This window comes from Streptomyces sp. NPDC002018, assembly GCF_042890865.1.
Taxonomy (GTDB): Bacteria; Actinomycetota; Actinomycetes; order Streptomycetales; family Streptomycetaceae; genus Streptomyces.
Genome location: NZ_JBIASO010000016.1, coordinates 149,123 through 161,845, shown reverse-complemented (window position 1 = coordinate 161,845; position 12,723 = coordinate 149,123). Strand labels below are relative to the sequence as shown.

At 69.8% G+C, this 12,723-nt stretch carries 11 protein-coding genes; 7 read left to right on the top strand and 4 right to left on the bottom strand.

The window, feature by feature from the left end:
• Position 1: 1 nt before the first annotated feature.
• The 3 genes from ACFYYH_RS25005 to ACFYYH_RS24995 all read right to left on the bottom strand — a co-directional run bounded on the left by ACFYYH_RS25005 (position 2) and on the right by ACFYYH_RS24995 (position 2,017).
• Positions 2 to 607, bottom strand: coding sequence for a TetR family transcriptional regulator (locus ACFYYH_RS25005; protein ID WP_388555068.1), 606 nt, complete (start codon positions 605 to 607; stop codon positions 2 to 4).
• Positions 604 to 966, bottom strand: a complete 363-nt coding sequence (locus ACFYYH_RS25000) for a DUF1304 domain-containing protein (RefSeq protein ID WP_388555132.1) — start codon at positions 964 to 966, stop codon at positions 604 to 606. The genes ACFYYH_RS25005 and ACFYYH_RS25000 overlap by 4 nt, the downstream gene beginning before the upstream one ends.
• 220 nt (positions 967 to 1,186) lie before the next feature.
• Positions 1,187 to 2,017 (bottom strand): endonuclease I family protein, encoded by an 831-nt coding sequence (locus ACFYYH_RS24995; RefSeq protein WP_388555066.1) that lies wholly within the window; start codon positions 2,015 to 2,017, stop codon positions 1,187 to 1,189.
• A gap of 447 nt (positions 2,018 to 2,464) precedes the next feature.
• Here ACFYYH_RS24995 and ACFYYH_RS24990 point away from each other — a divergent pair, with 447 nt between their 5' ends.
• From ACFYYH_RS24990 to ACFYYH_RS24980, 3 genes are read left to right on the top strand one after another with little or no spacing between them, the layout of a single operon-like run.
• Positions 2,465 to 3,688: a ricin-type beta-trefoil lectin domain protein gene (locus ACFYYH_RS24990; protein WP_388555129.1), complete on the top strand. Its 1,224-nt coding sequence runs from the start codon at positions 2,465 to 2,467 to the stop codon at positions 3,686 to 3,688.
• Complete coding sequence (locus ACFYYH_RS24985) at positions 3,688 to 5,085, top strand: ricin-type beta-trefoil lectin domain protein (RefSeq protein WP_388555063.1); 1,398 nt, start codon at positions 3,688 to 3,690, stop codon at positions 5,083 to 5,085. Before ACFYYH_RS24990 ends, ACFYYH_RS24985 begins: the two co-directional genes overlap by 1 nt.
• A gap of 17 nt (positions 5,086 to 5,102) precedes the next feature.
• Positions 5,103 to 7,379: an RICIN domain-containing protein gene (locus ACFYYH_RS24980; protein WP_388555060.1), complete on the top strand. Its 2,277-nt coding sequence runs from the start codon at positions 5,103 to 5,105 to the stop codon at positions 7,377 to 7,379.
• A gap of 119 nt (positions 7,380 to 7,498) precedes the next feature.
• On the opposite strand, the gene ACFYYH_RS24975 is transcribed toward ACFYYH_RS24980, so the two are convergent.
• Positions 7,499 to 7,990: a hypothetical protein gene (locus tag ACFYYH_RS24975; RefSeq protein ID WP_388555058.1), complete on the bottom strand. Its 492-nt coding sequence runs from the start codon at positions 7,988 to 7,990 to the stop codon at positions 7,499 to 7,501.
• A gap of 109 nt (positions 7,991 to 8,099) precedes the next feature.
• On the opposite strand from ACFYYH_RS24975, the gene ACFYYH_RS24970 reads away from it, so the two are divergent.
• The 4 genes from ACFYYH_RS24970 (at position 8,100) to ACFYYH_RS24955 (ending at position 12,635) form a co-directional block, all read left to right on the top strand.
• Positions 8,100 to 9,107 carry a LacI family DNA-binding transcriptional regulator gene (locus tag ACFYYH_RS24970; protein WP_388555056.1) on the top strand — a complete coding sequence of 336 codons (1,008 nt, stop codon included), beginning with the start codon at positions 8,100 to 8,102 and terminating at the stop codon, positions 9,105 to 9,107.
• Positions 9,108 to 9,454: 347 nt separating this feature from the next.
• A complete protein-coding gene (locus ACFYYH_RS24965) occupies positions 9,455 to 10,816 on the top strand; it encodes an ABC transporter substrate-binding protein (RefSeq protein WP_388555054.1) in 1,362 nt (453 codons plus the stop codon).
• Positions 10,817 to 10,819: 3 nt separating this feature from the next.
• Positions 10,820 to 11,698, top strand: coding sequence for a carbohydrate ABC transporter permease (locus ACFYYH_RS24960; RefSeq protein WP_388555052.1), 879 nt, complete (start codon positions 10,820 to 10,822; stop codon positions 11,696 to 11,698).
• Between the two features lie 49 nt (positions 11,699 to 11,747).
• Entirely contained in the window at positions 11,748 to 12,635 is an 888-nt protein-coding gene (locus ACFYYH_RS24955; RefSeq protein ID WP_388555050.1) for a carbohydrate ABC transporter permease, read from the top strand.
• The last annotated feature ends 88 nt before the right edge of the window (positions 12,636 to 12,723 follow it).

Here is a 12,723-nt window from a genome sequence, read left to right as displayed (position 1 = left end):
CTCAGATGACGGGAAGCCGGTGGAGGGCCACCAGCAGCCGCCAGACCCGGGCCGCGATGCCCTCCGGCGAGTCCTCGATCAGACCGTGCAGCCAGTCCGCCAGCACCCCGGCGAAGGTGGCGGCCACCGCGGAGGCGATCAGCTCCGGAGCGGGCGCCCCGGCCAGGGCCCGCTCCGCGCGGCTGCGTTCGCGCAGCTCCCGGTGGAGCAGCTCGCCGAGCGGGCCGCCGCCTCCCGGGCGCAGCAGGGTCCGGTAGAGCGCGGCGTGCGGGATGAGAGCGGCGAAGAACGGGACGAGGGGCGGTGGCGGAACGTGTGGATCCGGGGCGCCCCGCCAGGCGTGCAGGGCGTCGACCGCGTTCCGTACCACCTCCGCGCAGGCGTCCACGGCCAGTGCCTGGAGGTCCGGGTAGTGCAGATAGAACGTGGCCCGGCCCATTCCGGCGCGGCGCACCAGGGCGGCCACACCGACCTCTTCGAGCGGCCGTTCCGCGCACTCGTCGAGCAGTGCCCGCCGCAGTCTGGCCCGGGTCCTGGCCGTACGGGGATCACCCGCGGCACCGCCGGGAGCCGTCGGAGGGGGTCCGCCCGGCGGTACTCCGGTCATCCCGCCGCCAGGACCGCGGTCAGGGTGATCGCGCCGGGCAGCGCCTGGACGAACAGGATGCGTCGGTTCGAGGTGATCCCGCCGAACACCCCGGCGACGACCACGCATATCAGGAAGAAGATCTGGACCCGGTAGCCGGTTGGATCGCCGGCGATCAGTCCCCAGAACAGCCCGGCGGCGAGAAATCCGTTGTAGAGCCCCTGGTTGGCGGCGAGCGGCGCGGTCGCGCGGGCCAGGCCGGCGTCGAACCCGGAGAGGGCGCGCCCCTGTTTCCGCTCCCACAGGAACATCTCCAGGACCATGACATAGACATGGAAGGCGGCGACCAGGCCGACCAGGACGTGCGCGGCTGTCCGCATGAGCGGGTCCCCCGTACTCGGAACAAGAATGGACATGTGTCCAGGAAGTATAGACACCTGTCCAGGAGTGGGAACACCGGCCGGCGGTCCGGGCAAGCCGGAGCCCCCGGGGGAAGCGCGTCCCCGGGGGCTCCGGCCAGCATTCCCCGTGGGGGCGCTTGGAGTTAACGCGGCACAGTCTGGCACCGGCGGGGATCAGGTACGGGCAGCCGCGCCGCGCTCACCAGATGGCCTCGACCCATTCGGGGTGGTCGATGAACGGGTTGCGGTTGCGCTGGTACGTGCTGTATATGACCTCGTTGCGGCGCTTCTCGAAGGTGTCCGGCGGGTCCTGCTGGCTCCACGCCTTCAGTACGGAGAGCTTCCCCATCGCGGGCGTGGAACCGTTGTTGACCCGCTCGTTGGGTTCGAGGTCGGGCCAGGAGTCGCCGCCCTCGTACCGCACGGCCATATAGAGGATCATCCGGGCGACATCGCCCTTGACCGCGTTGCGCGGCTCGTAGGAGTCGGAGTCGGTGTAGTTGCCCGGGGCGCCGGAGACGGCGCTGCCGCCCCGGTCGAAGTCCTTGTTGCCGCGGATCCCGTTGACGCCGACATCCTCCGGCCGCAGATGGTGGAGGTCGGTGCCGGGTCCGGCGGCGGTGCCGAAGTCGCCGTGGGACTGGGCCCATACGTGCTCGCGGTTCCACTGCCCCGAGTTGCCGCCGTTGCTGGACTTCGACTGGGACCGGCCGCTGTACAGCAGGATCACGTTCGAACTGTTCGCGGGGTCCTGGTCGGTGTTCTTGAGCGCCTCCCAGACCTGCGCGTACGAGATCTTCGTCTGGGTCCTGATGATCGTGTGCAGGGCCGACTTCAGGGCGGGGCCGGTCTTGCCGAGCGCGCTCTGGTAGTACGTGTCGTCGAGCGCGGCGACGGCGCCGGCCGGGGCGGAGCTCACAGACGCGGACGGCGGTGCGGCCGGTGCGGCGGCCGCGGTGGTGGCGAGCACCGCGGTGGCGGCACCGAGGGCCAGCAGCAGGCGTCCGGTGGGACGGTGGCGACGGGACATGGGGGGAGCTGTCCTCTCCGGCGGGACCGCCAGGCGCACGGCCACAGGGTGGGGGACGGGCGCCGTGGCGGTCGTGACGTCTTGGTTGAGCGGGAGCCTTCCACAGGGCCCCTGGCCCCGTGTGAACACACAGTGTCGGTCATGTGCAGGTCAAGTCAACCGTGGGCGCGTCGTCCCGCCGCCCGGTTGTGGAGGGTCTGCGTTCATATGGAGGTGCGGCGGCCATGAATCTGGTCAACTTTGGTCCATACCAGCTTCTTGACGACCCCTCGTACCCTGCCTTAAATCAAGTACTGAAATAAGCGCCCGAGGCGTTCTCGCGGACCTCCCCCCTCGGTCGCGATGTCATGCGCATGACCCCCCACTGAAGCGATGTGATGACCTGTGCGAATCCCCCTGGGACGCCGAATAGCGCTTTCCGCGCTCGCCCTGATCTGCTGTACCGGTGTGCTGACCGCGGTCCCCGCCGGCGCGGCCACCGCCCCCGAGGCGCGCTCCGAAGCGCGCACCGAGGCCGCGGCCTCGATCGCCGCGGTGACCTTCTCCGACGACTTCAACGGTCCCGCGGGATCCGCCGTCGACGGCAGCAAGTGGCAGATCGAGACCGGCGACAACGTCAACAACCACGAGCGGCAGTACTACACCGCCGGCAACAACAACGCCGCCCTCGACGGCCAGGGCAACCTGGTCATCACCGCGCGCAAGGACAACCCCGGCAACTACCAGTGCTGGTACGGCCGGTGCGAGTACACCTCGGCGCGGCTGAACACCTCCGGCAAGTTCACCTCGACCTACGGACGCGTCGAGGCCCGGCTGAAGGTCCCGCGCGGCCAGGGCATGTGGCCCGCGTTCTGGATGCTCGGCAACGACATCGGCAACGTCGGCTGGCCCAACAGCGGTGAGATCGACATCATGGAGAACGTCGGCTTCGAGCCCGGCACCGTCCATGGCACCCTGCACGGCCCCGGCTACTCCGGCTCGGGCGGCATCGGCGCCGGCTACACCCTGCCGGGCGGCCAGGCGTTCGCCGACGCCTTCCACACCTTCGCGATCGACTGGTCGCCCAACGCCATCACCTGGAGCGTCGACGGCAATGTCTACCAGCGGCGGACCCCCGCCGATCTGGGCGGCCGCACCTGGGTGTTCAACAAGCCGTTCTTCCTCATCCTGAACCTGGCGGTCGGCGGCTACTGGCCCGGCGACCCCAACAGCAGCACCCCCTTCCCGTCCCAGCTCGTCGTCGACTACGTGCGCGTCAGCACCGACGACAGCGGCTCCGGCGGTGGCGGCAGCGGCACGATCACCGGGCTCGGCGGCAAGTGCGTGGACGTGGCCGGGGCCAACCCCGCCAACGGCACGCCCGTCCAGCTCTACGACTGCAACGGCTCCGCCGCCCAGCAGTGGACCGTCGCCGCCGACGGTTCCCTCCGGTCCCTCGGCAAGTGCCTGGACGTGACGGGCAACAGCACGGCCGACGGCGCCCAGCTCCAGCTCTGGGACTGCGCGGGAACCGCCAATCAGCGCTGGGCACTCCCGGCGGCCCGTGATGTCGTGAACATCCAGGCCAACAAGTGCCTGGACGCGACGGGCAACAGCTCGGCCAACGGCACCCGGCTCCAGATCTGGACCTGCACCGGCACCGCCAACCAGAAGTGGACGGTGAACCGCTGATGACCGGTGTACGCCGCGGATTCAAGCCCCTGAGAACCCTCGCCCTGCTGGCCGCGCTGCCGCTGGCGCTCGCCGCGTCGCTCCTCACCACGCCCACCCCGGCCACCGCGGCGGTCGCCGCGGTCGGCTCGATCACCGGCCTGGGCGGCAAGTGCGTCGATGTGGCGGCCGGCAGCTCCGCCAACGGCACGGCCGTCCAGCTCTACGACTGCAACGGCTCCGCCGCCCAGCAGTGGGACGTAGCCTCCGACGGATCGATCCGCGCGCTCGGCAAGTGCCTGGACGTGACGGGCAACAGCACGGCCAACGGCGCGCAGCTCCAGCTCTGGGACTGCGCCGGCACCCCCAACCAGAGGTGGACCGTCTCGGCGGCCCGCGACATCGTCAACGTCCAGGCCAACAAGTGCCTGGACGTGACGGGCAACAGCTCGGCCAACGGCACCCGGCTCCAGATCTGGACCTGCACGGGCACCGCCAACCAGAAGTGGACCGCGCCCTCCGGCGGCGGCAACCCGCCCGCGCCCAGCGGACCCATGGCGGTCGCGCCGTACATCTACAACGGCTGGGGCAGCCCGCCGAACCCGGTCACGGTCATGAACGCGACCGGCGTGAAGTGGTTCACCCTGGCGTTCGTGCTCAGCAACGGCTACTGCAACCCGCAGTGGGACGGCGGACGCCCGCTGACCGGCGGAGTGGACCAGCAGACCATCAACACCGTGCGCGGCGCGGGCGGCGACATCATCCCGTCCTTCGGCGGCTGGAGCGGCAACAAGCTGGAGAGCTCCTGCTCCAGCGCGGGTGAGCTGGCCGCCGCGTACCAGAAGGTCATCAACGCGTACGCGCTCAAGGCCATCGACATCGACATCGAGGCCGCGGCGTACGACAGCCCCACCGTCCAGCAGCGCACCGTGGACGCGCTCAGGACCATCAAGGCCAACAACCCCGGCATCAAGGTGTACATCACCTTCGGCACCGGCCAGAACGGCCCGGACACCAGCCTGATCAACCGCGCCGCCGCCTCCGGTCTGACCGTCGACAGCTGGACGATCATGCCGTTCAACTTCGGCGGTGTGGGCCAGAACATGGGCACGCTCACCACCCGGGCGGCCGAGGGGCTGAAGACCGCGGTCAAGAACGCCTACGGGTACAGCGACGACGAGACGTACCGCCGTATCGGCATCTCGTCGATGAACGGCATCACCGATGTCAACGAGACGGTGACCGTGGCGGACTTCCGCACCATCCTCGCCTACGCGCAGCAGCACCATCTCGCGCGGCTGACCTTCTGGTCGGTCAACCGTGACCGGCCCTGCACCGGCGGCGGGGCGGACACCTGCTCCGGTGTGAGCCAGCAGGCGTGGGACTTCACCCGCGTCTTCGCCCAGTACACCGGCTGACCGGGCGAGGAGAACACATGAACACGCTCTCGTACGGCGGCGGCGCCACCCCGGGCCGTTCCCCGTACCGCCGGCTGTCCCCGCTCACCCTGCTGCTCACCGTAGTGGCACTCTGCATGTCGCTGGTCGCCCTGCCCCAGCAGGAGGCCGCGGCGGGGACCGCCGTGGAGGGCGGTGTCCCGGTGGGCGGTGTCGCCGCGGCGGCACTGCCCACCGGATGGACCACCGTCGTCAACAAGGCGAGCGGCAAGTGCGTGGACGCACGCGCCGCCGCCACCGGCAACGGGACCGCCGTCCAGCAGTACACCTGCAACGGCAGCCTCGCCCAGCACTGGAACCTCGCCGCCACCAGCGGCGGTCATGTCAGGGCGGGCAACCGCAACGCCGACAGCCAGGTCTGGGACGTGACGGACGTGTCGGGCGCCGACGGCGCCGCGATCCAGCTCTGGACGTACAGCGGCGGGAACAACCAGCAGTGGCTGCCGGTGGAGGAGGCCGACGGCGCCTACCACTTCGTCAACCGCGCCAGCGGCAAGTGCCTCGACGTCCCCAGTGCCTCGACCGCCGACAGCGTCCAGCTCCACCAGTACACCTGCAACGGATCGGGCGCGCAGTCCTTCCGGGTGCAGGCCGCCGACCCGCCGGTGCCCCCGGGCACCCCGGACCTCGGTCCCAATGTGGTCGTCTTCGACCCGTCGATGCCGGCCGCGTCCATCCAGAGCCGGCTGGACGCCACCTTCCGCCAGCAGGAGACCAATCAGTTCGGCGCCCAGCGGGCCGCCTTCCTGTTCAAGCCGGGCACCTACAACGCCGACGTGAACGTGGGCTTCTACACCCAGGTCGCCGGTCTCGGCCTCTCACCGGACGACGTCGACATCCGGGGCGCCGTCCATGTCGAGGCCGACTGGTTCCCGCCGCAGAACGCCACGCACAACTTCTGGCGCAGCGCCGAGAACCTGTCCGTCACCCCCACGACCGGCACCGACCGCTGGGCGGTCTCCCAGGCCGCTCCGTACCGCCGTATGCATGTCCGCGGCAATCTGGCGCTGGACGACGGCGGCTGGGCCAGCGGTGGCTTCATGGCCGACTCCAAGGTCGACGGCCAGGTCAGGTCCGGCTCCCAGCAGCAGTGGCTCTCCCGCAACACCGAATGGGGGAGCTGGACGGGATCCAACTGGAACATGGTGTTCGTCGGCGCGCGGAACGCGCCCGCGAACAGCTTCCCCAGCCCGCCCTACACCACGGTCGACCAGACACCGCAGGTGCGCGAGAAGCCGTTCCTTTACATCGACGCGGCCGGCGCCTACAAGGTGTTCGTCCCCGCGCTGCGCAACAACTCCAGCGGTACGACATGGTCGGCCGGGGCTCCGGCGGGTACGTCGATCCCGCTGGACCAGTTCTACATCGCGAAGCCGGGAGCGACGGCCGCGGAGATGAACGCCGCGCTGGCACAGGGCAAGAACCTGCTGGTCACCCCCGGGGTCTACCATCTCAACCAGACCCTGAGGATCACCCGTCCCGAGACCGTCGTGCTCGGGCTGGGCCTCGCGACGGTGATCCCGGACAACGGCATCACCGCCATCTCGGTCGCCGATGTCGACGGGGTGAAGGTGGCGGGTCTGCTCGTCGACGCCGGACCCGTGAACTCCCAGCGGCTGATGGAGGTCGGCGCCGACGGTTCCAACGCCGGCCACGCGGCCAATCCCACCTCGCTGCACGATGTGTTCTTCCGCATCGGAGGCGCGGGGGTCGGCAAGGCGACCACCAGCCTGGTCGTCAACAGCCGCAATGTGATCGGCGACCATCTGTGGATCTGGCGCGCCGACCACGGCAGCGGGGTCGGCTGGAACACCAACACGGCGGACACCGGTCTGGTCGTGAACGGTGCCGACGTCACGATGTACGGCCTGTTCGTCGAGCACTACCAGAAGCATCAGACGATCTGGAACGGCAACGGCGGGAAGACGTACTTCTACCAGAACGAGATGCCGTACGACCCGCCCAACCAGGCCGCCTGGATGAACGGCGGGACACAGGGCTACGCCGCCTACAAGGTGGCGGACTCCGTGACCAGCCATCAGGCGTACGGGCTCGGCAGCTACTGCTTCTTCAACGTCAACAACAGTGTGACGGCGGAGCGCGCGTACGAGGTGCCCAACAACGCCAATGTGCGCTTCCGCAACATGGTGACGGTGTCCCTCGGCGGCACCGGGACCATCCGGCATGTCATCAACGACCGGGGAGGGCCGTCGAACTCGTCCACGAACGTGGCGAATCTCGTCGCCTACCCCTGACAGGTCCCGACCGGGCCCCGGCGGGGGCCTGACGGGGCCGTGACAGACGGTGTGACAGCGCGCGGGCGGTCCGCGGACGGAACTCCCGTCCGCGGCCGCCCGCGCGCCGTCGCGGCGGCTCAGGAGGGCGGCCCCGGCATCGGCTCGGCCTCCAGGAAGCGGCGGCGGCGCGGGCCGCGGTAGACCAGCGCCTCCCAGCCCAGCCGTTCCAGCACCGCGGCGCACTCGGCCAGCGCGCGCTCCTCCTCCTGGGCCGCTCCGCCGCCGTGCGGGCCGACCCACTCCACCCGTACGGCGGCGGGCCGCTCACCGGCACCCACCCGGAACCCCGTGGCGATCCGCCGCCCGGCGCCGTCCACCGCCGACGGGGAGAGCCCGGCCGCCTCCAGCACGAGCGCGACGGCCCGCACCGGGCTCCGCCGCTCCCACGGCGCCGGGACGGCGCCCGGATCACCGGTGCCCACGTGGATCAGCCGCCGGATCTGGAGCAGCCCCTCGAAGGCGCCCCGGACCTCGGCCGCCCGCGCCCGCGGGTCCGTGCCGGACACCGGTCCGTCGCCCGTCGCCGGCTCGAAGCCGCCGCGCCCTGCCCGCTCTTCCTCTGCCGCCATCCGCAGACTCTCTCAGCCCGCTCGGACAGCCAACAGCCGCGCCATGGAATGTCAGGGATTTGCGTAACCGATCTTTATTTTTTGCGTGGTTGCTTGGTAGCGTGGCGGAGTGAAAAAGAGACTCTCTCAGGTGGCCGAGTTCGCCGGTGTCAGCGAGACCACCGCGCGGCGGGTGCTCAACGGGGCGACGGATGTGGCTCCGGCGACCCGTGACGCGGTGCTGACCGCCATGGACGTCTGCGGCTTCGAACGCCCCCGCGAGCTGCGGCAGGAACGGGCGGCGCTGGTCGGGCTGGTCGTGCCCGACCTCCAGAATCCGATCTTCCCGGCCTTCACGGAGGCCCTGGCGGGGCTGCTGAACAAGCGCGGGCTCATCCCCGTGCTCTGCACCCGTACCGCCGACGGAGTCTCGGAGGCGCACTACATCGACATGATCCTCCGGCAGAACATCGGCGGGATCATCTTCGTCGGCGCCAGTTACGCGGACGCCGGACCCGAGCAGGGCCAGGCCCTGCGGGAGCGTCGGATACCGGTGGTGCTGCTCAACGCGGCGGACGAGAATCTGGGCGTCGCCCAGGTGTCCATCGACGACGCGGCCTCGGCCGAGCAGGTGCTGAACCATCTCGCGGCGATGGGCCACCGGCGGATCGGCATGATCCTCGGCCCTGTCGGCCATGTGCCCTCGGCCCGCAAACTCGCTGGTTACGAGCGCTTTCACACGCGCGGAAGCGGTCTGCCCGACGACTGGCGCAGGCTGGTCGCCCATGGCCTGTTCTCGATGGAGGGCGGCGCGACCGCGCTGCCGCGGCTGCTGGCCGAGGGCGTCACGGCGGTGGTCTGCGCGAGCGACGCGCTCGCTCTCGGTGCCATCAGGGCGGCGCGGCGCCAGGGGCTGCGGGTGCCGGAGGATCTCTCCGTCGTGGGATTCGACGACTCTCTGTACATGGTGGCGACCGACCCGCCCCTGACGACGGCCCGTCAGCCGGTCCAGGCGATGGCCGCGGCGGCCGTCGCCTCGCTGGCCTCCCAGATGAAGGGCCATGCCTCGGAGGGGGAGTCGATGATGTTCGACACCGAGCTGATCGTCCGCAGTTCAACGGCGCCGCCGGCCCGTTGACGGCGGTGGCTGATGGCATGTCCGCGGTGAACGCCGCGCGCGAGGGGCCCGGCGGACCGCCGGGCCCCTTCGTGCTGTACGGGGCGGTCGTGTCCGCCGTCCGGGGCCGCCGCGCCGGGGGCCGTACCGCCGGGCCCGAAGTGACGGTCCGTTACGAACCGACGCTCCCTAGATTAAGTTCTTGCGCAGACTCATTGACTTCTTGCGGCGCGCGCTTTTACTGTCAGCGCCGTTGAGACACCGCGACGGCCAGCCACCGCCGCATGTCACGCACATCCTTTGCAGACCCCGCCGCCCGCGACCGGGTGAGCCGTCTGCTGTCGTTGTCAGGAAGGCATGGGATCCCCATGGTTGGCACAGCAAGACGTCGTGTACTCGGCCTGGCCGTGGCCGCCCCGCTCTCCCTCGTGCTCGCCGGCTGCGGCGGTCCGGCCACGCCCTCGGGCGTGGACAAGGACGGCGTGGTGACCATCAGCGTCAACGGCATGCCGGCGAAGACCCAGCCGGCCGACCGCAAGGACTTCGAAGAGCTGGTCGAGGAGTTCGAGGCGAGCCATCCGAAGATCAGGATCGATGCCCGTGAGGGCCAGATGGATCCGAAGACCTTCGCGGCGAAGCTGGCGGGCGGCCAGCTGGAGGACGTGTTCTATGTCTACTTCACCGACCCGGCCGGCCTGATCCAGCGTCACCAGGCCGCCGACATCACCCCGTACCTCAAGGGCGTGCCGTATCTCCAGGACGTCCGTCCCGAGCTCCAGGACGTCTTCAAGGACGCCGACGGCAGGATCTACGGCCTGCCGACCGGCAACTACTCGCTCGGTCTGGTCTACAACCGGGCCCTGTTCACCAAGGCGGGGCTCGACCCGGACCGGCCGCCGGCCACCTGGGACGAGGTGCGTACGGCGGCCAGGCGGATCAGCGCGCTCGGCGACGGCACCGTGGGCTACGCGGACTACAGCAAGAACAACCAGGGCGGCTGGCATCTGACGTCATGGATCTACTCCATGGGCGGTGAGGTCGCCGCCCAGGGGGACGACGGCCGCTGGAAGGCCGCGTTCAACAGCGGGGCGGGACGCGCGGCGCTCCAGGCACTGCACGACATGCGGTGGACCGACAACAGCATGGGCACCCGTCAGCTCCTGGAGATCGGCGACGTCCAGAAGATGATGGGCTCGGGCAAGCTCGGGATGTACATGGCGGGTCCGGACAACATCCCCACCATCGTCAAGCAGTTCGAGCGCGAGTACGAGGAGTTCGGCCTCACGGCGCTCCCCGGCACCGCGACGCTCGGCGGGGGCGACGGCTTCATGTTCAACCCGAAGGCCTCGCCCGAGAAGATCAGGGCCGGTCTCCAGTGGATCCAGTGGAAGTACCTCAACCCGGACCGCGAGGAGAAGAACGCCAAGAAGTGGGCCGGCCAGGGCATCCCGATCGGCCTGCCGCAGCCGAATCTCTTCCGAGGCGTGGCCCAGGCGAAGAACGACGCGATCCACGCCAGGTACGCCAATGTGCCGCAGCGCAACTTCAAGCCGTTCGTCGACCGCAGCCCCCAGGTCGCGGTGAAGGTCGAGCCGCCGAACGCCCAGCAGCTCTACACCGTCCTGGACGGTGTCATGCAGTCCGTGCTGACCAAGAAGGACGCCGATCTCGACCAGTTGCTCGCGACCGCAGAGAAGAAGGCCGACGCCATCCTCGCCACGGTCAGGTGACCCATGACGGTCCGCCGGTCGTACCGTCTCCGCGAGAATCTGGTCGCGTACCTCTTCCTCTCCGCCGGCCTCATCTGCTTCGCGCTCTTCTCCTGGTACCCCATCGTCCGGGGCCTGCTGCTCAGCTTCCAGCAGGTCACCTTCGCCGAACCGGCCCGCTGGGTGGGGCTCGACAACTTCCGGCGGCTCTTCGACGATCCGCTGTTCGTCACCGCCTGGCAGAACACCGGCTGGTTCACCCTGCTCGCCCTGGTCTTCGGATTCGCGGCCCCCTTCGCCACCGCCGTCGTCCTCAACGAGCTGCGGCACGGCACGGCGTATCTGCGGCTGACCGTCTATCTGCCGGTGATGCTGCCGCCGATCGTCACGATGCTGCTGTGGCGCTGGTTCTACGATCCGGGCCCCGGGCTCTTCAACAGTGTGCTGGAGGTCTTCCACCTCCCCGCCCAGCAGTGGCTGGAGTCGGAGAACCTGGCGATGGTCTCCCTGGTGCTGGTCTCGACCTGGGCCAATATGGGCACCACCACACTGATCTATCTCGCCGCGCTCGGCGGTGTCCCCGGTGAGCTGTACGAGGCCGCCGAGCTGGACGGGGCGTCGATCCGGCAGCGCCTGTGGCATGTCACCGTTCCGCAGATGCGCTTCATCCTGATGATCACGCTGCTGTTGCAGATCATCGGCACGATGCAGGTGTTCATCGAGCCGTTCGTGCTCACCGGCGGCGGCCCCGACGACGCCACCGTCACCGTTCTGCTGCTGCTCTACCGCTACGCGTTCGTCTACAACGACTTCGGCCTGGCCAGCGCCATGAGCACGGTGCTCTTCCTGGTGCTGGGCCTCTTCGCGGGCGTCTATCTGCGCCTGACCCGGACCAGGAGCTGACCCCCCGGGGCACCGCCCGCCGCAGAGCACAGCAGAAAGGAACTCCGCCATGGCCGCCGAGAGCGCCGTCCGCACCCTGATAGCCCCGGCCGAGATGACCCGGCGCACCGGCCGGCTCATCCACCGCCTCGTCCTCGTCCTGACACTGACCGGCTTCACCCTCGCCTTCGTCTTCCCCCTCTACTGGATGGCGACCGGCGCGCTCAAGTCCTCCGCCGAACTGGCCGACCCGAACCCCGCACCGTTCCCGCGCACCTGGCATCCGGAGAGCTACACCGAGGCCTGGACGAACGTCGGACTCGGGCAGTACTTCCTCAACACGTTCCTCCTCGCGGCCGGGGCCTGGCTCTGCCAGCTCGTGGTGGACGTCGCCGCCGCCTACGCGCTGTCGAAGCTGCGTCCGGTGCTCGGCGGGGCGGTCCTCGGCATGATGCTCGCGACCCTCATGCTGCCGGTCTCGGCGCTGCTCGTGCCGACCTATCTGACGGTGGTGGACGTCCCGCTGGTCCATCTCAACCTGATCAACACCCCGTGGGCGCTCTGGCTGCCCGCCTGCGCCAACGCCTTCAACATCTTCATCCTGAAGCGGTTCTTCGACCAGATCCCCGGGGAACTCCTCGACTCCGCGCGGATCGACGGCGCGGGCACCCTGCGGGTCCTGGTCTCCGTGATCCTGCCGCTCTCCCGGCCCGTCCTGGCCGTGGTGTCCATCTTCGCGGTCGTCGGCGTCTGGAAGGACTTCCTCTGGCCGATGCTCGTCCTGCCCGACCCGGCCCGGCAGCCCATCACCGTGGCGCTCAACCGGCTCTCCCCCGACATGCCCGCCAACCAGCTGCTCGCGGGCATGGTCATGGCCAGTGTGCCGCTGCTCGTCCTCTTCCTGATCTTCCAGCGCAGCATCATCGCGGGACTGACGGCGGGCAGCCTCAAGGGCTGACCAACCGCCCCGACGATCCCCGGGACCCGCCCCCCCAGCATCCCGCCGTCCCGATCCCGCCCCGGATCGTCCCCGACCCCCGATCCCC

Bases quoted from the DNA above. Each gene is read 5' to 3' on its own strand.
- ACFYYH_RS25005 (WP_388555068.1), bottom strand. From the start codon at position 607: ATGACCGGAGTACCGCCGGGCGGACCCCCTCCGACGGCTCCCGGCGGT.
- ACFYYH_RS25000 (WP_388555132.1), bottom strand. From the start codon at position 966: ATGCGGACAGCCGCGCACGTCCTGGTCGGCCTGGTCGCCGCCTTCCAT.
- ACFYYH_RS24995 (WP_388555066.1), bottom strand. From the start codon at position 2,017: ATGTCCCGTCGCCACCGTCCCACCGGACGCCTGCTGCTGGCCCTCGGT.
- ACFYYH_RS24985 (WP_388555063.1), top strand. From the start codon at position 3,688: ATGACCGGTGTACGCCGCGGATTCAAGCCCCTGAGAACCCTCGCCCTG.
- ACFYYH_RS24980 (WP_388555060.1), top strand. From the start codon at position 5,103: ATGAACACGCTCTCGTACGGCGGCGGCGCCACCCCGGGCCGTTCCCCG.
- ACFYYH_RS24975 (WP_388555058.1), bottom strand. From the start codon at position 7,990: ATGGCGGCAGAGGAAGAGCGGGCAGGGCGCGGCGGCTTCGAGCCGGCG.
- ACFYYH_RS24965 (WP_388555054.1), top strand. From the start codon at position 9,455: ATGGTTGGCACAGCAAGACGTCGTGTACTCGGCCTGGCCGTGGCCGCC.
- ACFYYH_RS24960 (WP_388555052.1), top strand. From the start codon at position 10,820: ATGACGGTCCGCCGGTCGTACCGTCTCCGCGAGAATCTGGTCGCGTAC.
- ACFYYH_RS24955 (WP_388555050.1), top strand. From the start codon at position 11,748: ATGGCCGCCGAGAGCGCCGTCCGCACCCTGATAGCCCCGGCCGAGATG.